Origin of the sequence: Streptomyces misionensis (genome assembly GCF_007896895.1) — a bacterium.
GTDB lineage: Bacteria > Actinomycetota > Actinomycetes > Streptomycetales > Streptomycetaceae > Streptomyces > Streptomyces misionensis_A.
The window spans coordinates 36,929-60,316 of the sequence record NZ_VOGW01000173.1 but is presented as its reverse complement, the minus strand read 5'-3'; the positions used below and the strand labels follow the sequence as shown (position 1 = coordinate 60,316).

General features: G+C 71.4%; 24 protein-coding genes and 2 pseudogenes. 10 read left to right on the top strand and 16 right to left on the bottom strand.

Features of this window, described 5'->3' with window-relative positions; genetic code table 11:
- Positions 1-1,716, bottom strand: a 1,716-nt coding sequence (locus FRZ03_RS28740) for a SpoIIE family protein phosphatase (protein ID WP_146468026.1), incomplete at its 3' end; no start/stop codon positions are given.
- Between the two features lie 515 nt (positions 1,717-2,231).
- Here FRZ03_RS28740 and FRZ03_RS28735 point away from each other — a divergent pair.
- From FRZ03_RS28735 to FRZ03_RS28720, 3 genes are all read left to right on the top strand, one after another.
- Entirely contained in the window at positions 2,232-2,813 is a 582-nt protein-coding gene (locus FRZ03_RS28735; protein WP_146468025.1) for a flavodoxin family protein, read from the top strand.
- 652 nt (positions 2,814-3,465) lie between these two features.
- Positions 3,466-4,479: a YihY/virulence factor BrkB family protein gene (locus FRZ03_RS28725; protein ID WP_146468023.1), complete on the top strand. Its 1,014-nt coding sequence runs from the start codon at positions 3,466-3,468 to the stop codon at positions 4,477-4,479.
- A gap of 148 nt (positions 4,480-4,627) precedes the next feature.
- On the top strand, positions 4,628-5,983 hold the full coding sequence (locus tag FRZ03_RS28720) for a histidine-type phosphatase (RefSeq protein ID WP_146468022.1): 1,356 nt from the start codon (positions 4,628-4,630) through the stop codon (positions 5,981-5,983).
- Positions 5,984-6,079: 96 nt separating this feature from the next.
- Here FRZ03_RS28720 and FRZ03_RS28715 read toward each other — a convergent pair whose 3' ends face one another.
- The 3 genes from FRZ03_RS28715 to FRZ03_RS39460 are packed head-to-tail and all read right to left on the bottom strand — an operon-like array spanning position 6,080 to position 7,256.
- On the bottom strand, positions 6,080-6,505 hold the full coding sequence (locus FRZ03_RS28715; protein ID WP_146468021.1) for a PRC-barrel domain-containing protein: 426 nt from the start codon (positions 6,503-6,505) through the stop codon (positions 6,080-6,082).
- Positions 6,502-7,113, bottom strand: a complete 612-nt coding sequence (locus FRZ03_RS28710) for a PRC-barrel domain-containing protein (protein ID WP_146468020.1) — start codon at positions 7,111-7,113, stop codon at positions 6,502-6,504. The genes FRZ03_RS28715 and FRZ03_RS28710 overlap by 4 nt, the downstream gene beginning before the upstream one ends.
- A complete protein-coding gene (locus FRZ03_RS39460) occupies positions 7,110-7,256 on the bottom strand; it encodes a hypothetical protein (RefSeq protein ID WP_186785672.1) in 147 nt (48 codons plus the stop codon). The genes FRZ03_RS28710 and FRZ03_RS39460 overlap by 4 nt, the downstream gene beginning before the upstream one ends.
- 189 nt (positions 7,257-7,445) lie before the next feature.
- Between FRZ03_RS39460 and FRZ03_RS28705 the strand changes: the two genes are divergently transcribed.
- From FRZ03_RS28705 to FRZ03_RS28695, 3 genes are all read left to right on the top strand, one after another.
- On the top strand, positions 7,446-9,029 hold the full coding sequence (locus FRZ03_RS28705) for an FMN-binding glutamate synthase family protein (protein WP_186785671.1): 1,584 nt from the start codon (positions 7,446-7,448) through the stop codon (positions 9,027-9,029).
- A gap of 14 nt (positions 9,030-9,043) precedes the next feature.
- Positions 9,044-10,798 (top strand): thiamine pyrophosphate-dependent enzyme, encoded by a 1,755-nt coding sequence (locus FRZ03_RS28700; protein ID WP_146468018.1) that lies wholly within the window; start codon positions 9,044-9,046, stop codon positions 10,796-10,798.
- A gap of 114 nt (positions 10,799-10,912) precedes the next feature.
- Complete coding sequence (locus FRZ03_RS28695) at positions 10,913-11,374, top strand: hypothetical protein (protein WP_146468017.1); 462 nt, start codon at positions 10,913-10,915, stop codon at positions 11,372-11,374.
- Between the two features lie 600 nt (positions 11,375-11,974).
- Here the strand turns inward: FRZ03_RS28695 and FRZ03_RS28690 are convergent.
- The 6 genes from FRZ03_RS28690 to FRZ03_RS28670 form a co-directional block, all read right to left on the bottom strand.
- The gene (locus FRZ03_RS28690) at positions 11,975-13,054 is read right to left on the bottom strand and encodes a class I mannose-6-phosphate isomerase (protein WP_186785670.1); all 1,080 of its coding nucleotides are present in this window, start codon (positions 13,052-13,054) and stop codon (positions 11,975-11,977) included.
- Positions 13,051-13,890, bottom strand: coding sequence for an SDR family oxidoreductase (locus FRZ03_RS28685; RefSeq protein ID WP_146468016.1), 840 nt, complete (start codon positions 13,888-13,890; stop codon positions 13,051-13,053). The genes FRZ03_RS28690 and FRZ03_RS28685 overlap by 4 nt, the downstream gene beginning before the upstream one ends.
- Positions 13,891-14,177: 287 nt before the next feature.
- Entirely contained in the window at positions 14,178-14,453 is a 276-nt protein-coding gene (locus FRZ03_RS28680) for a DUF4190 domain-containing protein (protein ID WP_146468015.1), read from the bottom strand.
- A 2-nt stretch (positions 14,454-14,455) separates the two neighbouring features.
- Positions 14,456-14,620 (bottom strand): hypothetical protein, encoded by a 165-nt coding sequence (locus tag FRZ03_RS39455; RefSeq protein ID WP_186785669.1) that lies wholly within the window; start codon positions 14,618-14,620, stop codon positions 14,456-14,458.
- A 222-nt stretch (positions 14,621-14,842) separates the two neighbouring features.
- Positions 14,843-15,490, bottom strand: a complete 648-nt coding sequence (locus tag FRZ03_RS28675) for an NADPH-dependent F420 reductase (RefSeq protein ID WP_146468014.1) — start codon at positions 15,488-15,490, stop codon at positions 14,843-14,845.
- Positions 15,491-15,568: 78 nt separating this feature from the next.
- Positions 15,569-16,381, bottom strand: a complete 813-nt coding sequence (locus tag FRZ03_RS28670) for an inositol monophosphatase family protein (RefSeq protein WP_146468013.1) — start codon at positions 16,379-16,381, stop codon at positions 15,569-15,571.
- Positions 16,382-16,482: 101 nt separating this feature from the next.
- On the opposite strand from FRZ03_RS28670, the gene FRZ03_RS28665 reads away from it, so the two are divergent.
- The gene (locus FRZ03_RS28665; protein WP_146468012.1) at positions 16,483-17,400 is read left to right on the top strand and encodes a LysR family transcriptional regulator; all 918 of its coding nucleotides are present in this window, start codon (positions 16,483-16,485) and stop codon (positions 17,398-17,400) included.
- A 316-nt stretch (positions 17,401-17,716) separates the two neighbouring features.
- On the opposite strand, the pseudogene FRZ03_RS39450 reads toward FRZ03_RS28665, so the two are convergent.
- The 6 genes and pseudogenes from FRZ03_RS39450 to FRZ03_RS41315 form a co-directional block, all read right to left on the bottom strand.
- Positions 17,717-17,813, bottom strand: a pseudogene (locus FRZ03_RS39450).
- A gap of 202 nt (positions 17,814-18,015) precedes the next feature.
- Positions 18,016-18,666 carry an NAD(P)-dependent oxidoreductase gene (locus tag FRZ03_RS28660; protein WP_146468011.1) on the bottom strand — a complete coding sequence of 217 codons (651 nt, stop codon included), beginning with the start codon at positions 18,664-18,666 and terminating at the stop codon, positions 18,016-18,018.
- Positions 18,667-18,886: 220 nt separating this feature from the next.
- Positions 18,887-19,147, bottom strand: a complete 261-nt coding sequence (locus FRZ03_RS28655) for an SDR family oxidoreductase (protein WP_261399386.1) — start codon at positions 19,145-19,147, stop codon at positions 18,887-18,889.
- A gap of 159 nt (positions 19,148-19,306) precedes the next feature.
- Positions 19,307-19,403 (bottom strand): annotated as a pseudogene (locus FRZ03_RS39445).
- A 199-nt stretch (positions 19,404-19,602) separates the two neighbouring features.
- Entirely contained in the window at positions 19,603-20,325 is a 723-nt protein-coding gene (locus FRZ03_RS28650; protein ID WP_146468009.1) for a DUF4232 domain-containing protein, read from the bottom strand.
- Between the two features lie 192 nt (positions 20,326-20,517).
- Positions 20,518-20,721, bottom strand: coding sequence for a hypothetical protein (locus FRZ03_RS41315; protein WP_398661261.1), 204 nt, complete (start codon positions 20,719-20,721; stop codon positions 20,518-20,520).
- A gap of 531 nt (positions 20,722-21,252) precedes the next feature.
- Between FRZ03_RS41315 and FRZ03_RS28640 the strand changes: the two genes are divergently transcribed.
- The 3 genes from FRZ03_RS28640 (at position 21,253) to FRZ03_RS28630 (ending at position 23,323) form a co-directional block, all read left to right on the top strand.
- Complete coding sequence (locus FRZ03_RS28640) at positions 21,253-21,960, top strand: DUF4232 domain-containing protein (RefSeq protein WP_146468008.1); 708 nt, start codon at positions 21,253-21,255, stop codon at positions 21,958-21,960.
- A 431-nt stretch (positions 21,961-22,391) separates the two neighbouring features.
- A complete protein-coding gene (locus tag FRZ03_RS28635) occupies positions 22,392-22,700 on the top strand; it encodes a hypothetical protein (RefSeq protein ID WP_146468007.1) in 309 nt (102 codons plus the stop codon).
- 86 nt (positions 22,701-22,786) lie between these two features.
- Positions 22,787-23,323 carry a hypothetical protein gene (locus FRZ03_RS28630; protein WP_146468006.1) on the top strand — a complete coding sequence of 179 codons (537 nt, stop codon included), beginning with the start codon at positions 22,787-22,789 and terminating at the stop codon, positions 23,321-23,323.
- The last annotated feature ends 65 nt before the right edge of the window (positions 23,324-23,388 follow it).

The following is a 23,388-nucleotide window of genomic DNA, read 5'->3' as shown; positions in this document are numbered from 1 at the left end:
GCCGGTGAGGAAGCGGGGCGTCCCCCGGGCGGGGATGAGCAGGGGCGGTGGGTGCCCGGCGTTGGACCATGCCATCCGCCAGGTGCCGTCCGGCCACCGCCGCAGGCGGGTGTGGACGGCGGTGGCGAACGAGGCGATGGCCAGCCCGTCGGCGGCGTCGTCGAGCATGGCCAGCACGGTCCCGGGCGCGCAGTCGGGCCCCATGTTCCAGGCGAGGCCGCGGCACATGCTGCGCAACTGGCCCATGGCGGTCGCCGCGGCGAGGTCGTGGCCGGCGACGTCTCCGATGTCGAGGGCCAGGGTGCCGTCGGAGTGGACGATGGCGTCGTACCAGTCGCCGCCGATCTCGTTGGCCGAGCTGGCCGGCTGGTAGCAGGCGGCCAGGGACGCGCCGGGCACGGTCGGTGGCTCGGTCAGATGGGCGCGCTGGAGGCGCAAGGCGATCCGACGGGCGCGCTGGAGGTCGAGGACCCGGTGGATGGGTCGTTGTGCGAGGTGGAGGACCTTGCGCAGCAGTTCGACGTCGTCGGGGCCGGGTACCGGCGTGTCGCCGTTGGTGCTCGTGGCGGCGTAGCCGAGGACGATGCCGTCGACGACCAGCGGGACGAGTGTCAGGCTGGTGGCGCCCGCGGCGACCAGCCAGCGCTCGGTGACGGCAGGTACCAGACCGGAGGGGAGCCGTCCGGCCGGGGGAGGGCGGAAGGTCCGCGGGGCCCGGCTCTCCAGGAGCTCCCGCACGGTGCCCGTGACGGCGACGCTCTGCTCCCGCAGAGCGGGGGCGGCCGGCAGCCCCGGGCGGATCGCGGAGGCGACCCGCCGCGCCGTGACGGTCGCGTTCTCCGGCAGCGGCCATTCCTCGTGGGACAGCAGCAACGCCACACAGGAGTCGGCGAGTTCGGGCACGACCGTCCGCACGACCGCGGCGAAGACCTCCTCCAGACTGCCGGCGGCCGCCTCCGCCACGCGCGCGAGCACGCGTTCCCGCAGCGAGGCACGCCACGTCTCTTCGACGTCGTCCGTCGCGGCGACCCACTCCTCGGCGCGGCCGTGACGCAGGATGGGTACGCAGCGGGTCGACATGTGGCGATAGGAGCCGTCGGCGGTCCGCACCCGGAAAGTGCTCTCCATGACACCCGGAGGCTCCTGGGCGGAGGCAGCGTGCCAGGCGCGGCCGAGTCCCTCGCGGTCACGCGGATGGATGTAGGCGTACCAGTCCTCGTCCATCCAGCCGTGCCACGGCGATCCGGTCAGCTCCTGCCAGCCGGGGACGACCTCCTCCGCGGAGCCGTCCGCATGCAGGACCCACACCATCTGCGACACGGCCGACACCAGCGCCTCGTACCGCTCGAGCGCCATCGTCTCGGCCGTGGTGTCCAGTGCGACGACCATCGCGCCGGGACCGTCGGGCAGCGTGACGGGCGTGCAGGAGTAGACGAAGTACCTGGCCTGTTCCGCGGCGCCCGGGTCGGGCTCGCGGGAGTCCAGGATCCGGCGCGGCCGTCCGGTGGCGACGACATCGTCCAGTACGGTCATGAATTCCACGGCATCCGGTTCACGGAACGCTTCCCTGGCGGGCAGCCCCAGGGGCCGTGCGCCGAGCATCCTGGAGCAGGCCGCGTTCTGGTAGACCAAGCGGTGCTCGGGGCCGGCGAACAACGCGACCGCCGCCACCGTCTCGTCGAACAGCTTCGGATCGAGCGAACTCGCCGGACTCATCGCCGACCTGTCCCCACCCGCACCAGCCAACCGCCCGGTTGGCGAGATCTCCGCCAGGCCAGCGTCGTCACCGCGTAACCCTCTCCCATGGTCGGCGTCGAGGACTTCCTCATCTTCCCGGTGCGAGTGCCGTACAAGCCGCGCCACGCCGATGAGCACGCGGTTCCGGCGGGTGATGGCCGCTGACCTGTGCGCCGTCGACGCGAGTGCGTCGGTGCGCGCAGTTCGCAACGGGTTCCCCGGCGGACCGGCATACGTGGCCGCACATCGGCGCGACCGGGTGCGTTCACGTCGTGGCGGCGAAGTGCGCCTGAACGGCGCTTAGTTGGCCCCTGGGGACGCTGCGCCGGCCATGAAGCCGGCCGCCACTCCTGTCGTGGTGGCGGTGGACCGCGCCGAGTTGCCGGTGTGGGAGTCGGCGGTCGGCTGAGGCGCGCGCCGCACCGCCGGAATGCCCGCCGGCCGGCCAGGGTTGGACAGGCGGAACCGACCCGCCGCACCCCTGGAGCACCTCCATGACCCGTTCGTTCCTCTTCCTGCTCGGCAGCGCCCGTACGGGCGGCAACACCGAACTGCTCGCCCGGGCGGCAGCGGACCAGCTCCCGGCCGACGTGGAACAGCGCTGGCTGGACCTCACCGAACTCCGCCTGCCCGACTTCCGGGACGAGCGCCACGGCACGGACGCCGGGCCGGCGGGGGAGAGCGACGAGACGCTGCTGCGCGAGGCGACGGCCGCCGCCACCGACATCGTGATCGCCTCCCCGCTGTACTGGTACTCCGTCTCCGCCGCCACCAAGCGCTACCTCGACTACTGGAGCAAGTGGCTGCGCACCCCCGACCCCGGCTTCCGGGCGAAGATGGCCGGCCGCACCCTGTGGGGCGTCACCGCCATGGCACACCGTGAGAAGGAGGTGGCCGAGCCGCTGGTCCTCACTCTCCACCACACCGCGGCCTACATGGGCATGCGCTTCGGCGGCGTCCTGCTCGGCAACGGCACACACCCCGGCCAGGTCCTCACCGACGAACCCGCCCTCCTGCGCGCCAAGACATTCTTCACCCAGGACCCGCCCCTGGCCCGGTTCCCCCACGCGTCCTGACCCACCACCGCCCGGCGCGTCAGGGGCCGCCCGCGTCCGGCATCCGACGCCCGATACCGGGAGCCGGCGCCGAGGCCCGCCTCGACGCCCGCACCAGCACCGGCCCGGGTTCCGGCCACCGCGGGCGCCGGCACCGTCGGACCCCGCCCGTGGGCCTGGACGAGATCCATCAAGGAGCGGGGCAGTGCGAACGAACCGCCACCAGGTGGGCGCTCGTCCCCATCGCCCTCACCGCTCTCGCGTACCGGACGCGGGGCTGGGCGCCCGCCGTCCGCAGTGGCTACCTCCCGCACCCGCTGGTCACCGGCTTCGGGACGCGGGGACCGCGGGTCGCGGCGTTCGGCCGCGACCGGCGGCCGGACGCGGTGGCCGCGCTCGCCGCGGCCTCGGACAGAGAACGAGGACGGGCCGGTGCCCGTGCGTGCCCGTGCAGCCGCGAAGGCGGGACGCACCCCTCGGCGATCCGTGCTCGAACACGCTCGGCAGCCGCTGGCCGACCCAGCGGCCCCCAAACTGGTCGGGCGTCGCATAGGGTGCTGGTGCCGGAGTGTCCGATTGTTCGCCATAACCGATACCGGGTGCCCTCGCACTCGTCTCCGGGGGCACCCGGGGGGCACCCCTTGGAACCGATCACCTAGGTTGAGCGCAGGTCATGGGATTCCTCGAGCGCGTCGACGGCTTCCAGAGAGGCCACCACTGGGTGGGCCTGCCGCTCGGCGTCCTGTACAAGTTCTACGACGACCAGGGCCTGTACCTCGCGGCCCTGCTCACCTACTACGGCTTCCTCTCGCTCTTCCCGCTGTTCCTCATTCTCGTCGCCGTCCTGAGCACCTTCCTGAGCGACGATCCCGCCCTGCGGCAGCAGGTCATGGACTCGGCGCTGCGCAAGTTCCCGGTCATCGGCGACCAGCTCGGCCACAACATCCACTCCTTCCGCGGCAACGGGGCCGCGCTCGCCGCGGGTATCGCGGGCAGCGTCTACGGCTCGCTCGGTGTCGCCCAGGCCGCGCAGTACGCCCTCAACAAGATCTGGGCGGTTCCCCGGCACGCCCGCCCGGACCCGCTCCGTTCGAGGCTGAAGGGGCTGGTGTTCCTGCTGATCCTCGCGGTCGGGCTGTGCGCGTCCACCCTGCTGTCGGTGGCGGCCTCACAGACGTACCTGTTCGGCGTGCGGCTGCGGGGCGGAAGCTGGCTGGCCGTCACCGCCGGGTCCGTGTGCCTGAACGCGCTTCTGCTGCTCGTGAGTTACCGGTTGCTGACACACCGGGCCCTGCCGCTGCGCCGGCTCGCCGGAGTCGCGCTGGGCGGTGCCTGCGCGTGGCAGGCGCTGCAGTGGGTCGGCTCCTACTACGTGAGCCACGTGCTGCACGGGGCCACCGCCACCTACGGCATGTTCGGCATCGTCCTGGGCCTGCTCGCCTGGCTCTACGTCGGGGCCCTGATCTTCGTCATGGCGGCCGAGGCGGGGGCCGTGTGGGTCATGCGCCTGTGGCCCCGCAGCCTGCTGACGCCGTTCACGGACCGGGTGCAGCTGAGCGCGGCGGACCGCCGCGCCTACCGGTCGTACGCCGCCACCGAGGCCTTCAAGGGGTTCCAGAAGGTCAGCGTGCGCTTCGATCCGCCGCCCGAACCCCAGCGGGGGAAGCCGCCGGACGACGCCTCCTGAGGCGGCTCCCGCTCGACCGCGCCGACCCGGCATGCCGACCGGGCCGCCCGGTTCACCGGCCCGGCTGTGCCGTCGCCGATCCCGAACGATCAGTTGCGGCCACCTGGGGGTCGGCCTCCGTTCACCCGCACCGATCACCATGCGCCGTATGAAACGGGTCGCCCCTGCCATCGCCCTCGGACTGTCCGCGCTGCTCGCCGCCTCGGTGCCCGCCCACGCCACCGGCTCGCGGTCCCTCGACAGTTACGGCACCAAGGCGTCGTACGAGCCGCGGCAGAACGTAGGCAGTTACCAGCACGCGCCCAGGGGCTACGTCCCCGTCTTCACCGAGACCGTCTCCCGGCACGGCTCGCGCGCCGCGACCAGCGGCAAGGACGGCGACCTCATCCTCGGGCTGTGGGACCAGGCCGCCCGCGAAGGCCGGCTCACCTCCGCCGGCAGGCGGTTCGGGCCCGACGTGCGAACCCTCCTCGCCGCCATGGACAAGATCGGCCACGGAAACCTGAGCGGGCGCGGCGAACAGGAGCTGCGCGGCGCCGCGGCACGCATGGAGCAGCGGCTTCCGGATCTGTTCCGGCGGATCGCCGAGGACTCCGAACCCATCGATGTCGTCAACTCCGGCGAGGCACGCACCGTCGCCGGCGGCACCGTGTTCACCGGCGCCCTCGCCGCCGCCGACCCCGCCCTGAAGCCGCTCATCCGGCCCGCCCGGTCCGACCGGGACCTGCTCTACTTCCACAAGTCGGCCGGCGGCGCCGCCTACCGCGACTACATCGACCACGACCAGCGGCTGGCCGCCACCCTCACGAGCATCACCGATCAGCCCGCCACCCGGAAGGCCGCCCGCAGGGTCCTGGAGAGGATCTTCACCCCCGCGTTCGTCCAGCGCATCGCGGACGGCGAGTTCTCCGCCATCGCCTCGGACGTCGACGCCGCCCAGGCCGTCTACAACCTCTACGCGATCGCCCCGGCCATGAGCGCCGAGATGCCGGACGGCCGCGCCCTGCCCATGGAGCGCTACATCGCGCCGCGCGACGCCGCATGGTTCGGATACCTGAGCGACGCCGAGGACTTCTACGAGAAGGGCCCCGGCTTCGCGGACAGCGACATCACCTACAAGATGGCGGACGTCCTGCTCGACGACTTCTTCCGGCAGGTCGAGGCCAAGCGCGACGGCACGAGCAACCTGGGCGCGGAGCTGCGCTTCACGCACGCCGAGGAGATCATCCCGCTGGCCGCGCTGATGGGCCTGCCGGGCAGCACCGAAGCGGCGACGCCCGATCATCCGTACACCTACGAGGACAACACGTGGCGCGGGGCGTCCGTCGCCCCCATGGCCGCGAACATCCAGTGGGACGTCTTCCGCAAGGGCGACACCTACCTGGTGCGCATGCTCTACGACGAGAAGGAGACCGCCTTCAAGCAGGGCTGCCGCCCGGTGTCGAAGGGCAGCGCGTTCTACGACCTGAACGAACTCGAACGCTGCTTCGGCCGCACGAGCTGAAGGCCGGCCGCGCCCACCGCGGCGGTGGGCCCGTTGCCGAGCCGCCCGTGCCGGCGGCGTCACGCACGCCGTCGACACATGGGAACCGCCGCCGCGCTAGGCACCGCGTACGACGACCGCGTACCCGCCGACGCCCAGGAGGTGGTTCCCGGAGATGTCGCCGAGAGCGGTGTACAGCGTGTGGATGTGGCCGGTGGTGGTGTCGAAGGCGATGTCCTTGACGGTGCCGTGCTCGCTGCCGTTTTCCGTGAGGACCCGCTTGCCGAGGATCTCGTGATGGGTGGGGAGATCGTCCCGGCCGGCACCGGCGGCGGTGACGGACCGTACGACGACGGCGCTTCGTCCCACTCCTTCGATCCGGTCCCAGGCGATCGCCGTCGCGTGTTTCGGAGCCCCGGACAGACGCACGCCGACGACGCTCCTCGTGCGCGGGTCGATGGTCAGGCCGCTCACGCGGCCCAGCTGTTCGGCTTCCTCGGCCGTGATCACCAAAAGCCCGTGGGCCTGACTCATCAGCATCATGCCTGGGCCTCCTCGGTGGTCGTGGGCGTGAGGTGGGACGGCCGCGCCGTGTGCCGGCGGAAGGCCTCGACCTGGGCGCCGAAGCTCGGCAGGTCGTCGGCGACGAAGTGGCGGGCGTGCGCGGGGACGATCATGGCGCGTCCGGAGACGGCGAGCGCCTCTCCGCGCGGGATGAACGCCCTGCGCCGCTCGTGGCCGGTGCCGGTGTCCTCCTTCATGGCGATCTCGAAGCCGATCAGACGTCCGCTGCTGCCGGCCTCGATCACGACGTCCAGGACCGTGCCCGCTTCGGTTCCCCGGTCGGTGAGGACCGGCGCGCCGATGACCTGCCCGTGCTCGGCTTCATGGGCCGCCAGGACCGCCTTCCGCTCCGTCAGGACCGCCGCACTGGGGACCATCACGGCAAAGGGGCCGATGGCGTGCACTCCGGAGAACGGCAGGCTCACCTTGAGCGGACCGGCGAGCAGGCCGCGCCCGCTCAGCGTGAAGCCGGTGATCCGGCCTGCCTTGAAGTCGAAAACGGTGTCCTTGACCTGGGCGACCGCCTCGCCGCTCAGGGTCACGACCACCCGCTTGGTCAGTTCCGAGGCGAGCAGGGGGGTGATCACCGCGATCCCTCCCTGCCCGGCCGGCGACCCGAACGCACGGCGATCACCGTTCCGCTGCGGCGTTTGGCCTGGATGACCAGTGCCGCCGCGGTGAGCGACACCGCCACCGCGATGAAGAAGACGATCCAGCCAGACCATTCCATCGCCGACCTCCTCCTGTCGTCTTCGCGAGGGCCGCCGCCCTGTGCGACGGGTCCCTGCGGTTCCTGCTTCCCGCGCAGGGGAGTCGCACGCCTTCCTCCGCGGCCGTGGCCCTCGCCGGCGCGCAGGAAATGACGGGTTCTTGGGAGGTCCGGGTGCATGGAGGCCGGTCGTCGGGCAATGCGCGAGGGGTGACCCGCATTGTGATCGTCCTCCTGACCACGATCGCCGCGATCGTGAGCGCCGCGGCAGCCGTCGGAACCTCGCCCTACTGGTGGTTCGCGGCCCTTCCGCTGGTGTCCCTGGGTGCGCTGGGCGGCTGGGACCTGGTCCAGCGAGAGCACTCGGTGCTGCGCAACTATCCCGTTCTCGGCCATGCCCGCTTCCTCATGGAGCGCATCCGTCCGGAACTGCAGCAGTACTTCATCGAGCGGAACTACGACGGGCGCCCCTTCGACCGGGACGTGCGAAGCATCGTCTACGAGCGGGCCAAGGGCACGGACGCGGAGGAGCCGTACGGCACCGAACGGGACGTGTACCAGCCCGGTCACGAGTTCCTGGTTCCGTCGATGGCCCCGTGCCCGGTGCCGGAGCATCCGCCGCGCGTGCGCATCGGCGGCCCGGAATGCGCCCGGCCGTACGACATGGCGCTGCTGAACGTGTCCGCGATGAGCTTCGGTTCGCTGTCCGCCAACGCGATCCTCGCACTCAACGGAGGCGCGGCGGCCGGGGGATTCGCCCAGGACACCGGTGAGGGCGGCCTGTCCGAGTACCACCTGCGTCCGGGCGGCGACCTCGTGTGGGAGATCGGCACCGGGTACTTCGGCTGCCGCACCGAGGACGGCGGCTTCGACGCGGCCGAGTTCGCCGACAAAGCCGCGCACGACCACGTCAAGTGCGTGTCCCTGAAGTTGTCGCAGGGCGCCAAGCCCGGCATCGGCGGTGTGCTGCCGGGCGCCAAGGTGAACGCCGAGATCGCCCGGGTCCGGGACGTGCCCGAAGGACGGACGGTTGTCTCCCCGCCGTACCACCGCGTGTTCTCCACTCCGCGCGAACTCGTGCGGTTCATCGCCCACATGCGCGAGCTGTCGGGCGGCAAGCCCGCCGGGTTCAAGCTCTGTGTGGGCTCGCGCCGGCAGTTCCTGGCCGTGTGCAAGGCGATGGTGGAGGAGGGCACCGCCCCGGATTTCATCGTGGTGGACGGCTCCGAGGGAGGAACGGGCGCGGCACCGCTGGAGTTCGCGGACCACGTGGGCACCCCGCTCACCGAGGGGCTGCTCACCGTGCACAACGCCCTCGTGGGCGCGGGGCTCCGCGACCGGATCAAGGTCGGGGCGAGCGGCAAGATCGCCACCGGTACCGACCTCGTCAAGCGCATGGTGCAGGGCGCCGACTACGGCAACGCCGCACGCGCGATGATGTTCGCCGTCGGCTGCATCCAGGCGCAGCGGTGCCACACGAACACCTGCCCCACCGGCGTCACCACCCAGGACCCCCGCCGGGCGCGCGCCCTCGACGTCCATGACAAGACGGCACGCGTGCGGCGATTCCAGGAGGCGACCGTGGCCGGCGCGCTGCAGCTCATGGCGTCCATGGGTGTCACGGATCCCGCGGAGCTGCGTCCGCACATGCTCCGTCGACGCGTGGACCCCGTCACCGAGCGCTCCTACGAAGAACTGTACGAGTGGCTCGAACCGGGGCAGTTGCTCGCCGAGCCACCGGCCTCGTGGGCGGCCGACTGGGCGGCCGCCGACCCCGACCGTTTCACCGTCTGACCCGGAGGATCCACATGCCCCGTACCGTTGCCCGCGTCATCGTGGACGCACTGAGCGAACTCGGCGTACGCCAGGTGTTCGGCGTCGTGGGGGACGCCCTCAATCCCCTGACCGACGCGATCCGCGGCACGGAGAACCTGGAATGGGTCGGTTGCCGGCACGAGGAGGCGGCGGCCTTCGCCGCGAGCGCCCAGTCCCAGCTCACCGGCACCCTCGGCGTGTGCATGGGCACCGTCGGACCCGGCTCCGTCCACCTCCTCAACGGGCTGTACGACGCCGCCAAGAGCCACGCCCCGGTCCTGGCCATCGCCGGCCAGGTACCGCTCGCCGAACTCGGCAGCGACTACTTCCAGGAGGTCGACAACGACGCCCTCTTCAGCGACGTGGCGGTCTTCCGCGCCACCATCACCTCGCCCGGCCAACTGCCGCAGCTCCTGGAGACGGCGGTGCGCAGCGCGCTCGGCCGCAGGGGAGTCGCCGTCCTCACCGTGCCCGGCGACCTGGGAGAGCGGGAGGTGACAACCGACCGGCCGCCCAGGTTCTCGCTGACCCCTCCGGTGAGCCGGCCGGACGGAGCGGCCGGCCGGCGCGCCGCGGAACTCCTCGACCGGTCGGAGCGCGTCACCATGCTCGTCGGGGAAGGAGCGCGCGCCGCTCGCGAGGACGTCCTCGCTCTGGCCGACCGTCTGGCCGCGCCGATGGTGCTCACGCTGAAGGCGAAGGCGGGATTCGAGGGTGACCACAACCCCTTCCAGGTCGGCCAGACCGGTCTGATCGGCAACCCCGCCGCAGCGGCGGCCCTCCAGGACGCGGACACTCTTCTGCTGCTCGGCACCGACTTCCCCTACCGGGACTGGTATCCCGAGGGCAGGACGGTGATCCAGGTCGACACCGAGGCCACGCACATCGGACGCCGGGTGCCGGTCGACGTCGGGCTGGTGGGGGACACCGGCGCCACCGTCCGCGACCTGCTGGACCACCTCGCCACCGCGCCCGGGGACGCACGTGACCGTTCGCACCTGGACCAGGCGCGGGAACGCTTCGACCGGTGGCGCGCCGGCCAGGCCCGGCTCGCCGACCCCCGTCATGATCAAGGCCTCGTCGGGCGACTCCGTTCCGCGCTGGACAACCGTGCCCACGACATCAGGCCCGAGGTGCTGGCCGCCGCGGTGGACCGTGCCGCCGCCGACGACGCCGTCTTCACGTCCGACACGGGCATGGCCACGGTGTGGCTCTCCCGTTTCGTCGAGATGCGCGGCGAGCGACGCCTCATCGGCTCGTACAACCTCGGTTCGATGGCCAATGCCATGCCGCAGGCACTGGGCGCCCAGTGCCTGGACCGCGAACGCCAGGTCGTGGCCTTCTGCGGCGACGGCGGACTGAGCATGCTCCTCGGCGACCTCATGACCCTCAAGACCCACCGCCTGCCCGTCAAGCTCGTCGTCTTCGACAACCGCCGGCTGGGGATGGTGAAACTCGAACAGGAACAGGCCGGGCTGCCCGAGTTCGGTACCGTGCTCGACAATCCCGACTTCGCCGCCGTGGCCGAGGCCATGGGCATCACCGGCATCCGCGTGACGGACCCGTCGGACGTGGAGAGCGCGGTGCGGCGGGCCTTCCGCAGTCCGGGCCCGGTCCTGCTGGACGTCCTCACCAACCCCGACGAGGTCGCCGTTCCGGCCCAGCCGACCGTCGAGCAGGGCTGGGGCTTCGCGGTGGCCAAGGTGAAGGAGGCCGTACGGAGCCTCGGGGACACGGACGGGCACTGACCGTTTCGAGTTGCCCGGCGAGGGGGGCCGGGTGCCCGCCGGACGGGTGGCCGCGGCTGCCCATGTGGCGGCGCGGGAGCGCGAAACCAGCCGGGCCGGGGGATGCGTGAGGGCATGAGCACTCACCATGACGGCCCGGACGGCGCGCACCGGCGCCCGCCGAATGTCTCGGACACCCTCGTCCAGGCCCTTGGGGCGTTGTCGAAGGCGCTGGAGACGACCGAACGTGCCCGCGGCCACCTCTACGCCTTCCACCAGCTCACGGGAGGGGCCGACTTCGCACTGGACCGTGCGGTGGCGCTGCTGCGGGAGGCCGGCCAGCACGGGTGGGCGGACCGGGTGCAGCGGGAGATCCTGGGCCGCAACGTGATCCCCGGGCACTGGACGTTCCAGATCATCGAGGCCTACAACGCCACCTATTACGAGCCGTTCAAGGACATCGAAGCCGAGGCACGCCGGGAACTGGTCGCGGGCAGGGACCACTTGTACGAGGCCGAGCTGAAGGAGCGGCGCCGCACGCGGGGGCACCCGGACCACACCACCCGGCCGGACGCCGTCCGCTCGCTCGACGAGTAGGGACCCGGTGCGGCGCCTCGGCGCGGTCCAGAGCGTGCAGGACCCCACCGGCCGGGGCCGCGCCCGTCGCGGCGTACTCCGCGACGGCGGACGGCCGCGCTCCTCCCGGCGCACGGCGCGGCACGGACACTCCTCGGCCGGTGCGCCACCGATGACCTGGTACAGGCTGCGCAGGCCCGGCCCTGCGCGACGGGGAACCTCGCACGGCTGGGCACAGGCACGCCACGGCCGACCAGCCGAGAGAGGAACTCACCGCGCCGGACGGCGCACCGGACCGGCCCCGTCCGGCTGGTCTCCGGCACCGGCCGGCTTCTCGGGCGCCCGCGCCGCGCCGGATCGGCGCAGGCCGTCGTCACGTCCGGCGGCCGTGGCCACGCCGAGGATCGATCGACGCGGTGCGGCCTCGCCGGTCACGTCACCACGGTGGTGGCGGCGCCGTGGGAACGCTGTCGCTGCGCGCGTGCCTGTCGCGGGCGGCAGCCGCGCCTGTGCGCGCGGGCCGGCTCGCACCCGCACCCGCACCGTGGCGGGGCGCGCGACGCGGTCGGTTCGGCGAGAGGGCGCCTGCCCGAGGCAGGTGCCGGGCGCGCTCCTCACCCGTCAGCCGGACGTCGCGGTGAACCGGCGCAGGAGCGACAAGGGGTATCCCGCGGCGAGCAAGGGGCCGCGGACATCGCGGTCGAGGTCGGGGAGATAGCCGAACAGGACATCGGAAGGCCCGGTGATCTCGACGTCACCGCACGCCGCGGGGAGCAGGAGCGTCTCCGCGCGGCCCAGTTCCTCGCTCCCCGTGCCGGTCCGTACCCGCACCGGGGCGCCGACGTTCGACAAGATGTGCGCGGTGGTGAAGGCGTGGCGCAAGGGTTCGGCGGTTCCGGCGCGCCAGCGTTCGAGGGCGAAGTAGGGGCCCGCGCAGAGGAAGACCCGCTCCACTCCGTCCCCGACGGCGATGCTCGATCCGGGCGTGAAGTCCGGTCGGTTCGCCAGGTCGGCCTGCCGCATCAGCATGTCGAGGTTGGCCCGGTGTTCCTGATCACCCACCGGCGAGCCGTCCTCCATGTGCCAGCGCATCGCGTGCTGCTGGATGTCGGACGTCTGCTCGATCTCGTAGACGAGGGTGTCCGGCCCGAAGCTGTGCAGGGTGCCGCCGGGCACGTAGAGGGTCTCGCCCGCGCGCACCGGCAGACGGCGCAGTACGGCGTCGAAGTCCTGCGCCTCCAGCGCGGCACGCAATCGGCCGGCCGTGATCCCCTCCTTGACGCCGCACAGGGCGGTGGCGCCGGGGGCGGCTTCCAGGATGTGCCAGGCTTCGGTCTTTCCGTTGGGCTGCCCCTCCAGGCGCCGGGCGGCCTCGTCGTCGGCGTGCAGGTGCACGGGCAGGGTGCCGGCGGCGTCGATGAACTTGGTCAGCACGGGGAAGCGCGCACCGGAGAAGCCCGCGCCCATGAGCCCTTCGGGCTGTTCCGACAGCACCTGGTGCAGGGTCCGGCCGGCCAGCGGGCCATTGGTCACCACGCTCCGGTGGTCCTCGACGTCACTGCACTCCCAGGTCTCCGCGACGCTCCAGTCGGGCAGGCCCCTTTTGCCCAGGCGGCGGGCGATGGCGTGGCCGCCGAAAACCAGGGGCCTCGCCGTGACCGTCAGCCGCAACGGGTACAGGGCCGTGTCCCCGGCGCTCACAGGATCGGCTGTCCGCCGGTGACGGCGACCCTGGCACCGGACACGTAGGCGGCCTCGTCGGACGCGAGCATGACGTACACCGGCGCCAGTTCGGCCGGTTGGCCGGGCCGCCCGAGGGGCACCTCGGAGCCGAAGCTCTCGACCTGCTCGGGCGGCATGGTCGCGGGGATGAGCGGCGTCCAGATGGGCCCCGGGGCGACGCTGTTGGCGCGGATGCCCTTCGACGCCAGCATCTGGGCCAGCGAACCGACCATGTTGGCGATGCCCGCCTTGGTGGCGTTGTACGGCAGCAACTGCGGGGGCGGACTGTCGGAGTTGACCGAGGTGCTCCCGATGATCGACGATCCGGGCCGCATGTGCGGCACCGCGGCCTTGGCCAAGTGGAAGAACGCGCTGAGGTTGACCGCGAGAGTACGGTCCCACTCCTCGTCGGGAATGTCCGTGAGGGAGTCGTGGGTCATCTGGAACGCGGCGTTGCTGACCAGTACGTCGACCCGGCCGAACTCCTCGACGGCCTTGTCGACGACGGAGCGGCAGTGCGCCGGGTCGGCCAGGTCCCCGGGCACCAGTACGCATGTGCGGCCCGCGTCCCGCACCCACCGCGCGGTCTCCTCCGCGTCCTCGTGCTCGTCCAGGTAGGAGACCAGGACGTCCGCGCCCTCACGGGCGTAGGCGATCGCCACCGCACGTCCGATTCCGCTGTCCCCGCCCGTGATCACCGCGGCCTTGCCGGCCAGCCGTCCGGAGCCCCGGTAGCTGTGTTCACCGTGATCCGGCCGAGGCACCATCGCGCCCGTCGCACCGGGCGGGACCTGCTGCTGGCGAGGCTGGGACATGTGGGCTCCAGAAACGACTCGGGCGGGGCCGGGGCCGATACCGGTGTCAAGCGGACCGGCACCCCGATGAAAACGGTCGGGGCGCCGAGTACCCCACTGGTATCGGCACGCACACGGGGCGCTCCCTCGCGCTGCGTGCCGAACGCGCTGCACGCCGCCAGGCGACTCCGCTCGCCGCCGTCTCCGGGGCACACCGAGCCCGGCCGGTGGGACAGCACGAGCGACGCTTTTCGGACGGGAGCGCGCCGAACCGGGCGCCCGCACAGGGCACGGGCGCCCCGGAGCGCTCAGCCGCCCCAGACCGACCAGGACGTGGCTCCGTGGGCGGACGCCAGGACGGCGAACAGCACCAGGTCGGCGATGCCGAGCCCCAGTCCGAGCAGTGCTCGTGAGCGACGCGGTGTGTCCCGGCGCAGGGCGATGACGGCCAGCACGATGGCGATGGGCCCGAGGACCAGGTTGAGGACGAGCAGTCCCAGAAGTCCCAGGACGAAGGAGGCCACCGCCATGCCTTCTGTGTCCCTTCGGCCCGTGCGGACGGAGGGTGGTGCGGTCAGCCGCATGGTCAGGCCCTCCTCGTCCGGCTGCGCCGACGCCGCTCGCGACCGGCGAACACGACGAGCCAGACGGCGATCACGGCACCGGCCACCAGGGTCACGGGCCAGGGAAGGTAGGCGGCCGAGCCGAGGACGATGCCCAGCAGGAGCAGGGCGACGACCAGGAAGAGCATGTCTACCTCCTCGGTCCGACGAGACCGGCGACGTACGGCGGTTCGGCGCCCGGTCCGTACGGCGAACTCTGCGGCCGTATCCTCAACGCGTTCATGACATCGCCGGTTACCCGCGGGTGCGCGTCTCACGCGCCCCGGAACGCCCCGGACCGGTCCTCAGGCGCACGCGTCCGCCCCGTCGCCTTCGGCCGGGCGGGGCGGTGATACCGACCGGCCAGGGGGTCAGCGGGCGAGGGACACGGCGAAGGGCTGGAAGCCGCGTCGGCGCAGGACGTGGGGCACCACCAGGATCATGGCCTCGGTGGCGCGTGCTGTGGTGATGTCACCGAGGTCCTCGATCCATGACGGCTGCCAGCCCAGGTCGCCGAGCATGCCGGTGACCGCCTTCTTCGCGTGTTCGTCGTCGCCCGACAGGTAGACGGTCGGTGGGGTGGCCAGGGATGCGGGAGCGGTCATGACCATGAACAGCATGGTGTTGAGGGTCTTGACCACTCGGGTGTCCGGGAGGGCGGCCTGAAGCTGTTCGGCGAGGCTGCTGCCGGGATAGCACAGGGCGCCGGGCAGGCCGTCGTCGGCGTCCGTGGTCGCGTTGGAGACGTCGACGAGTATCTTCCCGGCGAGTTCGGCGCGCAGACCGGTGAGGCGGTCCAGGGAGCTGTCGCCGGGCGTCGCGTTGATCACGATGTCCGAGGTGCGGGCGGTGGTGCGCTGGTCCGCGAAGGAGATGCCGGGGTTGTTGCCGTGGACGGGTGCTTCCGTCCGCTCCTTCGGGCTCCGGCGGCCGAGGACGACGTGGTGTCCGGACGAGGCGAGCTTGTCGGCGAGGTTGGCGCCGACGCGTCCGGCGCCCAGGATGCCGATGCTGGTCATGAGGCGGTGCTCCCTTGCGGGGTCGAGATCGGAGTCGGAGTCGGGGTCGGGTGAAGGGGAATGCAGGACGCTTCGCGGTCAGGCGATCGACGACAGGACCGTGAGCGCGGCCGGGTGGATGCCGGGGGCGGCGGCCAGGAAGTCGCGGCTGCCCGTGTGCCACGGCTTGCCCGCCAGGTCGGTGACGGTGCCTCCGGCCTCGGCGACCAGCAGGGCACCGGCGACCAGCCCGGAGCGGACGTCGGAGAACTGCCAGAACGCGTCCATGCGTCCGGCGGCGACGTGGATGAGCTGCAATGTGGCGGGAACGCTGACGCGCACGACGAGGCCGCCTGCGAGCATCGCGGTCACCGACTCGCCGATCCGCCGGAAGACACGGTGGTCCTCGCCGGGCCTGGCCTGGCCGGTGCCGGTGAGCGCGGCGCTCAGGTCTGACTTGGCGGACACCTTCAGGGGCAGGCCGTCGAGGCGGGCACCGCCGCCCGCGACGGCGGTGTAGGTGTCGCCGGTCAGCGGTAGGTGGACGACGGTGAGGACGGGCTGGTTGTCGCGGACCAGGGTGGCGGTGACGGCCCAGTCCGCCATCCCGTGGACATGGTTGATGTTCCCCTCGGCGGGGTCGACGACCCACCACTCCCCGGGCGGAAGCGCGCCGCCGGCCAGCTCGTCGTCGGCCCACCGCGATCCCGGCCGGGCCCGCAGCAGCGGTTCACGCAGCACGTCCAGCACCGCGTCGTCATTGGCGTGGATCTCTTCGACGACCTCGCTCAGGCTGACGCCTCGTGCCTGTGGGAGGTAGCGCTCGCGCAGTGTGAGGCCGGCCGTCCTCACGGCAGCGGTCGTGTCGGACATCAGCGACGTGCCGGCGTCGAAAGGCATGGCTGTGCTCATGGCGGGCTCCTCGGATGTGCTCGATGCGGGGGATGTGCTCGACGGTAGGCCGCCCGGTGATTAACAACAAGTGCATGCTTTTCACTCGTAGAGTTACTCTCATGCAACTGGATTTGAACCTGCTCACTGCGCTGGACGCCTTGTTGGAGGAGGGAAGCGTCGCCGGTGCCGCGGCCCGCCTGCACGTCACAGCGCCGGCGATGAGCCGCTCCCTCGGCCGCATCCGCAAGGCCACCGGTGATCAGATCCTGGTCCGCGCCGGCCGCACCATGGTCCCCACCACCCGTGCCCTGGCCATGCGCGCCGAGGTCCACGCCCTCGTGCAGCAGGCGCACCGCCTTCTGTCCGTGCAGCAGGAGCTCGACCTGGAGACCCTGGAGCGGGTGTTCACCGTGCGCTGGCACGACGCCCTGACCGCCGCGTGCGGCACGGCCCTGATCGCCGCCGTCCACCGCCGGGCCCCCGGCGTCCGACTGCGCCTGCCCGCCGAACCCGGCACGGACACCCCCGAGCTACGCCGCGGTGAGGTCGACCTCGAATCCAGCTCCAGCCGGCCCACGCTCCCCGACATCCGCCACCGCCTCGTCGGCCGCGACCGGCTCGTCGTCGCCGTCCGTCCCGGACATCCGCTGACCGAAGGCCCACTGAGCATCGAGCGCTACGCCGCCGCCGAACACCTCACCGTCTCGCGGCGCGGACGCCTGCACGACCCCATCGACGACGCCCTGACCACACACGGCCACGAACGCCGTGTCGTCGCCGCCGGGCCCACCACCGCCTTCGCGCTGCAACTCGCCCTCGACACCGACCTGGTGGTCACCCTCCCCGACGCGGTCACCCGCGCCGCCCGGGACCAACTCGGCCTGATCACACTGCCGTTGCCCTTCCAGTCGCCCGACATCCCGCTGTACCTGCTGTGGCACCAGCGCTACGACGACGACCGCGCCCACATCTGGCTCCGCGACCTGGCCACCGAAACCGTCCAGGCGCTGTTCACGCCACCGTCCGCCTTCCGATAGGGCTCTCCCCACCTGGCCCGGGCAGCGGCGGGCAGGTTCGCCGGGGACCCATCCGGCCACGCTGCCCTCCGGGGTCGGGCCGAATCCCTCCGCAGGGGCGGACGAAGGCGGCGAGGGCGTCGAAGAAGCGCCCCGACGGCGGCCGGTGCCGCCCAGCGGAAACCCATCAACGCAGCGGGCCAGTACCGAAGCCCGCCGCAGGCTCAGGCGCGACGCGAGCTCCAGCCGATCAGTTCGTGCCGGACACCGCCGTCGCCGCACGGCATCAGCGCGCCGCTCACCGAGAGTTTTACGGTGAGCGACGCGCCGCGTGACGCGGAGAGGGCAGGATTCGAACCTGCGTGGACCCCTGACGGGGTCCGACCTCGAGGCGTGCTCGCTGGTCCCCGATCAACCACTCCGGGCACCTCTCCTCGCTCCCGACCCCCTTTCGTTTCCGGGGTCGTTCACGTGAAAGAGAGTGGCACGGGCCCCTGACACGGGACTGACATACGGCGGGCGATCGCGGCCGCGCCGCACCGACCGGCCACCGCCGGGCAGCCGACCGACGCGACCGACCACTCCGAGCATCCTGGGCCGGCGGAGATTCGAGCGACGCCGAATCGGGACCCGTGGTCAGTAGCCGACGGTGAAACGCTCGCCGATGTGCCGTGGCTGTTCGATCTCGTCGAGGAGGGCGACCGCGTAGTCCTCGGCGGAGATGCGGCTGCTGCCGTCTTCGGCGACGATCAGGTCGTCTGTGGCGGTGCGGTACGCGCCTGTGCGCTCGCCCGGCTCGATCGTGGCCGCGGGGCTGATGTTGGTCCACCTCACGTCGCTGACGGTGCGGTAGAAGTCGAGGGCGTCGCCGTGGGCGTGCATGATCTGGAGCAGGAACTCCGGCAGGCCATCGGCGTCCCAGACCTGCGTGCCGTCCGGCCGGCGCAGGGAACCGGCGCCGCCCACCGAGATGAGCCGGGGTGCGTCGCCCCCGAGCGTGCGCACGCCGGCGACCAGTGACTCGGCGGCGGGCCTGATGGTGGCGATGTGGCCCGGCCCGTCGCCTCCGCCGACCGCGCTGACCACGACGTCCTTCCCCTTGGCCACCTCGGCGACCGATGCGGGGTCCAGCACGTCACCCGTGACCACGGTCAGGTTCGGGTCGCTCTTGGTGAGCTTCGCCGGGTCACGTACGACGGCTGTGACCTGATGACCGCGGCGAAGGGCCTCGTCAAGGACGCGGGATCCGATGGTGCCGTTGGCGCCGAACAGGGCGATCTTGGACATGAGAATCTCCAGTTCCGGTTGATCGTCTCCGGGTCCGGAGGTTAGCGAGCCCTCCCGTGGGAGCCGTGAGGTATCGGCCACTCCGGGTGAACTGGACCCCATCAGGTGACACCGCCTGACCTGGTCGATCAGGGATCGTACGTCGAAAGCCGGAGGAGTCGCGGATTTCGAGTGCTGGGGCCTGAAGGTTCTGGCAGGGGGTGCTCAAGGGGACCAGGGCTCAGTGGGCGGTGAATCCGCCGTCCACGGGCAGGGCGACGGCGACGACGAAGGCGGCGGCCGGGCGGCACATCCACAGGACGGCGTCGGCGATCTCGTCGGCGGTGCCCGGGCGGCCGATGGGCTGCTGCTTCATGATCTCGGCCATGGCCTCGGCCTGTCCATCGAGCATGTCAGCGACCATCGGGGTCTCGATGACACCGGGGCACACGGCGTCGAGGCGGACGCCCCTGGGGGCGTACCCCTGGCCGAGATCGGCCAGGACGACCGCGGCGCCGGCCCGAGCACGCAGACGCCATCAGCCCTCGGCCGGGAGTGCTCGGTGAGGCGGTCTGGACGTCGTCGTCCACGGGGGCGATGTCGCACGGCATCGGCACGCCGCTCACCGGATGTTTCCCGGTGAGCGGCGTGCCGTGTGACGCGGAGAGGGCAGGATTCGAACCTGCGTGGACCCCTGACGGGGTCCGACCTCGAGGCGTGCTCGCTGGTCCCCGATCAACCACTCCGGGCACCTCTCCTCGCTCCCGACCCCCTTTCGTTTCCGGGGTCGTTCACGTGAAAGAGAGTGGCACGGGCCCCTGACACGGAACTGACATGGCGAAGACGGGGGCGAGGCCGCCGGCGGCCTGCCCGTCCACTACGGCCGTCCCTGACACGGGGGAGTGGGACCTCCGGAGCCCCTTGCCGGGGCTTCACGGGCCGGACCTGTTGACGCGGTCACTTGCCGGTGCCGGTGTGGTAGCCGACGGGGTCGACGTAGACGTCGGGGGCGTTGCCGGTGGTGGCGGGGACGGTGATGCTGAGGCCGTCGAGGTCCATGACGTCGAAGACGGTCTCGTTGGGCGGGGTGACGGCGAGCCTGGTGTAGGTCTTGCCGGAGCCGCTGGTGTCGGGGATGTAGTGGAGGAGGAAGCGGGTCTCCTCGCCGGGGGCGATGGTGACGGCGGGCGCGGTGGTGTCGGTGCGGGCGGCGTCGGGGCCCTTGTCGCCCAGGCCGTCGGCGCCGAGGAGCTGGACGCCGGGGAAGCCGTGCATGCTGCAGGTGGTGGAGCCGGTGTTCTTCAGGTTGACGACGATCTCGTTCTTGACTCCGGCGGACGCGGCGCTGAAGCCGAGGTGGTCGGTCTTGCACAGGGCGCCCGACGCCGTGGTCCCGGTCCGGGCGGCGGCCTTCTTCCCTGCGCCGCCGCTGGTGCTGGTTCCGGTGTTGCCGCTGGTGCCGGTGCTACCGGTGGTGTCGCTGGAGGTGCCGCCGGTGGTGTCGCCGGAGGTGCCGGAGGAAGCGCCTGCCGCGCCCTGGCCGCCCGTGGAGCTGCTGGCGGAAGCCGGTGTGCTGCTCTGCGCGGCCGTGCTCGAACCGTCGCTGCCGCCGCACGCGGTCAGCGAGAGGCCGGCCGCGGCGACGATCACGGCGAGGGCGGAGATCTTCTTGACGCGCATGTGCACTCCTGCGAAGTGGTCTTGTCCGGCCCGCTCGAACCGACGAGCCGCTGTCGTCTCTGGGGATGTCTGCTTCCGGGCGGGCCGTTGCGCCGCGGGCCGGATCAAGATGCCGCTGTGACAGGCGAGTTGATGATCCGTGACAACCGCTTGTGCGAAACGGGACGAACCAGGTGAACCGGCATGGGTGGCTCATGCGGGCCTCGTCGGAGGCGAGGAAGGCGACGGCGTGGGCGATGTCCTCGGGAGCGACCGGGGCTCCGGCCGGAGTCGTCGCGGCCATGCGTTCGATGACGGGCGGGCGCTCTCGGTGCCGGGAGTCGGGGTGACGCCGGGAGCGACGGCATTGCCCCGGACACCGCGAGGGCCGGATTCGGCGGCCCAGGTCCGGGTCATCTGCTCGTCGCGTGTACACCAACGAGCCCGGCTCGTCCATGGCCCGGGTGCTGCCGCTCCGGTCCGGCTGTGCCCGCCCCGGCGGGTGCCCCGATCGGATCAGATCATTGCGGCGCGGAGGCGGCGGCCAGGGATCGCGGCCGGCTTGCTCCCGTGACGGTCATGCGATCCATGGCTGCTGCCGGGGCGCACCCGGTCCCGCCCTGCGTACGTAACCTCTGCCGGTCAGCTGTGCTGGACGTTGTCGCCGTGCCCGGGACACTGGTCAAGATCCACCGGGTCACAGGTCTGTCCCAACCGGCGCCGGCCTCCGACAGGTGGCAAGGGGCGGCGCGGCCAGCGGTGGCATGCGTTGTGCCACGGCGTGCGTAACAGGCGTGTATCCAGCGGGCGTTCGAGGGAACGGCTCGCCGTGACCGAGGGGTCCTGTTGATCAGAAACGCTCGCCGGTACCGACTCCCGCCGACTCACGAGGAGGTGTGCGGGACGGTACCGAGCGGCCGATGACCGCAACCGATCCGAGGAAAAACGATGCGCGTTCACAAGCTCACCTTCGCCGCTCTGGCCGTCGCCGCGAGCCTCTCGCTCGCCGCCTGTCAGAACGACGGTGGCGGCACGACGGGGCAGAGCGACCCGTCGGCCGCGGCCACCGCCTCTTCCCAGGACGGTACGGGCGCGGGCAGCGGCTCCGGACAGGGCGACGGCGCGCAGGGCTCCGACGGCGCGGGCTCGGCCGGGAACGGCTCAGCTGGTAAGGGCTCCTCCACGCAGGGCACGGCCGCGGGCAGCGGATCCGCCGCGGCAGGCGGGACCGGCAAGGCCGCCTGGTGCCGTACCGACGAGCTGGAGATCACGGCGGCGGACAACACCATCGACGGCGACCCCGACCGCACCGTCGCCGTGACGATGAAGAACAACGGTGGCCGGGACTGCACGATCTCGGGGTACGCGGGCGTCGATCTGCAGCTTCGGGAAGGCTCGCTGTCCGCGAAGCGCACGGGTGAGAAGGCCACCTCGTCGGTCCTCAAGAACGGGCAGTCGATCGCCTTCGGCATCCACTACCCGTCCAACGACACGGGCGGCTCCGGCGTCCGCATCACCGGGCTGCTGGTGACCCCGCCGAACGAGACCAAGACGGTCACCCTGAAGTGGCCCGGCGCCGCCACGCTGCCCGTCACGGACGAGACCACCTCCCAGGTGACGGTCGGCCCGGTGGGCAGCGCCGGCCAGGGCGGCTGACCGCACACCCGGCCGGACGCCCCAGCGGTGCACGAACGGCGCAGGGCGGTGGCGATCCTGGAGGGCCGCTCGGTCGGGACGGGCCTACCCGATTGGGATTCCGATTATCCCATGATCGATATCTGTTTTGCTGTATCAGTGCATGTATTGCCGTAGGTCCCCGGCTTCGAAGGTCGGATCGGTCGTGTGCCGGAGCATTCCGTGTGGTGTGTTGTGCGCGGGAATGCCTCCGGTGCTCCGGTGCTTCGATCTGCAGAAACGCTCATTCCGGGTGCGGGGGTGCCATGCTTGTTTCGCAATCCGCCGCAGCGTGCGGTGAGCTGAATGATCCGACATCCTGGAATGCTCGTACGTCTCGTTCCGGAGTCGATCTCTCATGCATCCGTGCGCGCAGTCCCGTGCGGTTCACCCGCGAAATCCAGGAGTGGTATATGAAGCGGATCATGTTCGCTCTGTCCACGGTCGTCACCGCGGCCGCCATCACCTTCGGGAGCGTCGCCCCGTCCTATGCCGCGAACGGGGTGTTCATCTACCACAATGCCGCCGGCAGGCAGATCACACTCGACAACCCGCTGTCCGACAAGTGCCTCACCATCGAGGGCGCGGGGCGGGCCTTCAACGGTACCGACGATGTCGTCCTGCTGTACCCGCATGCCGGCTGCCTGGGCCACCCGGAGCACATCAAGCCCGGCGAGAACGGGGTCAACCTGGACTTCGGCAGCGTCCTCTTCGCCGACTGACCGCGGCGCGGGCAGGCCCCACTCGCGGGGCCTGCCGCTCGGTCGTCGCCGCGACCGACCTGGCCTTGATCAACGAGAGGTGTGTCGTGTACCGGCTTGTTCTCACCATCAGCGCCCTGGCGGTATTCGCGTTGGCCGTTCCGCCTGTTGACGCGGTTGCGGCGGAGGGGAAATTCACCTACACCTTGCCTCCGGCGGAGGGGCACATCAAGGACCCCGATATTCGCTGCTACCCGTACACGGAGGGAAGCGGTCCGGTGGAGAACCAGACCGACGTGCAGGCCGAGCTCTACGGCACTCCCAATTGTTCGGGGGTGCCCTCGTATGTTCCGCCCCGAGGTCGACGGCCACACGAAACATTTCGAAGTGTGCGATTCAATGGGATCGGCCCTGCCTTCGGAATCTTCATCTATCTCAAACCCGGAGAGCGGAGAACGCTGGAGAATCCCACATCCGAGCGGTGCTTCAACATCAAAGGCAGCGGGTACGTCCACAACGAAACCGACGAGGTTGTTCTGCTTTACAGGCGCGCCGGCTGTGTCGGTGCGGCGGCATCGCGCGTGAACCGTAATGGGCACGTTTTTCACGCCGATTTCTCCAGCCTTGAATTCGTGAGCGACTGATCCTTCCGGACAATCCTCGCCACCGGACGCCCAGTACGGGGACGGCGGCCGAACCGGCCGGTGCA

Bases quoted from the DNA above. Each gene is read 5' to 3' on its own strand.
- FRZ03_RS28735 (WP_146468025.1), top strand. From the start codon at position 2,232: ATGACCCGTTCGTTCCTCTTCCTGCTCGGCAGCGCCCGTACGGGCGGC.
- FRZ03_RS28725 (WP_146468023.1), top strand. From the start codon at position 3,466: ATGGGATTCCTCGAGCGCGTCGACGGCTTCCAGAGAGGCCACCACTGG.
- FRZ03_RS28720 (WP_146468022.1), top strand. From the start codon at position 4,628: ATGAAACGGGTCGCCCCTGCCATCGCCCTCGGACTGTCCGCGCTGCTC.
- FRZ03_RS28715 (WP_146468021.1), bottom strand. From the start codon at position 6,505: ATGATGCTGATGAGTCAGGCCCACGGGCTTTTGGTGATCACGGCCGAG.
- FRZ03_RS39460 (WP_186785672.1), bottom strand. From the start codon at position 7,256: ATGGAATGGTCTGGCTGGATCGTCTTCTTCATCGCGGTGGCGGTGTCG.
- FRZ03_RS28700 (WP_146468018.1), top strand. From the start codon at position 9,044: ATGCCCCGTACCGTTGCCCGCGTCATCGTGGACGCACTGAGCGAACTC.
- FRZ03_RS28695 (WP_146468017.1), top strand. From the start codon at position 10,913: ATGAGCACTCACCATGACGGCCCGGACGGCGCGCACCGGCGCCCGCCG.
- FRZ03_RS28685 (WP_146468016.1), bottom strand. From the start codon at position 13,890: ATGTCCCAGCCTCGCCAGCAGCAGGTCCCGCCCGGTGCGACGGGCGCG.
- FRZ03_RS28680 (WP_146468015.1), bottom strand. From the start codon at position 14,453: ATGCGGCTGACCGCACCACCCTCCGTCCGCACGGGCCGAAGGGACACA.
- FRZ03_RS39455 (WP_186785669.1), bottom strand. From the start codon at position 14,620: ATGCTCTTCCTGGTCGTCGCCCTGCTCCTGCTGGGCATCGTCCTCGGC.
- FRZ03_RS28675 (WP_146468014.1), bottom strand. From the start codon at position 15,490: ATGACCAGCATCGGCATCCTGGGCGCCGGACGCGTCGGCGCCAACCTC.
- FRZ03_RS28670 (WP_146468013.1), bottom strand. From the start codon at position 16,381: ATGAGCACAGCCATGCCTTTCGACGCCGGCACGTCGCTGATGTCCGAC.
- FRZ03_RS28665 (WP_146468012.1), top strand. From the start codon at position 16,483: ATGCAACTGGATTTGAACCTGCTCACTGCGCTGGACGCCTTGTTGGAG.
- FRZ03_RS28660 (WP_146468011.1), bottom strand. From the start codon at position 18,666: ATGTCCAAGATCGCCCTGTTCGGCGCCAACGGCACCATCGGATCCCGC.
- FRZ03_RS28650 (WP_146468009.1), bottom strand. From the start codon at position 20,325: ATGCGCGTCAAGAAGATCTCCGCCCTCGCCGTGATCGTCGCCGCGGCC.
- FRZ03_RS41315 (WP_398661261.1), bottom strand. From the start codon at position 20,721: ATGACCCGGACCTGGGCCGCCGAATCCGGCCCTCGCGGTGTCCGGGGC.
- FRZ03_RS28640 (WP_146468008.1), top strand. From the start codon at position 21,253: ATGCGCGTTCACAAGCTCACCTTCGCCGCTCTGGCCGTCGCCGCGAGC.
- FRZ03_RS28635 (WP_146468007.1), top strand. From the start codon at position 22,392: ATGAAGCGGATCATGTTCGCTCTGTCCACGGTCGTCACCGCGGCCGCC.